Annotated in this window: 1 rRNA gene; it reads left to right on the top strand. The window is 48.4% G+C overall.

Annotated elements, in window-relative coordinates:
* Positions 1–260: 260 nt before the first annotated feature.
* A 5S ribosomal RNA gene (gene rrf / locus ACO0K8_RS22320) occupies positions 261–373 on the top strand.
* Positions 374–397: the final 24 nt, after the last annotated feature.

The raw sequence follows: 397 nt of genomic DNA, 5'->3' as shown, positions 1-397 counted from the left end.
GTATTGTTTGTGTGTTTGCCTTATGTACCGGTATCGGAAGATACTGCGAAGTTTGGTACAAATCACAACCGCCTAAGTCCTGCACTCAACATGCAGGCACGCTGCAGCGATGGTCAATCGCTGGGCACAAAGATTATTGATGGACAAGTGAACGATGTTTGCTTGCCTTGGTGGCTTAACCCCACCCTACGACACTTCTTCCCAATTGGATCTTCTGAAAACCACAGAACAACGTGGCTTCACAAGATCAACAAGTTATGCCTGATGACCATAGCAAGTCGGTACCACCCCTTCCCATCCCGAACAGGACCGTGAAACGACTCCGCGCCAATGATAGTGCTGCAACCAGTGTGAAAGTAGGTCATCGTCAGGCTTTTATTAGAAAACCCCTCAACAG

It is taken from the genome of Undibacterium sp. Ren11W (assembly GCF_049340485.1).
Classification (GTDB): domain Bacteria; phylum Pseudomonadota; class Gammaproteobacteria; order Burkholderiales; family Burkholderiaceae_D; genus Undibacterium.
The sequence above is the reverse complement of the archived record's forward strand: the minus strand, read 5'-3'. Positions and strand labels throughout refer to the sequence as shown.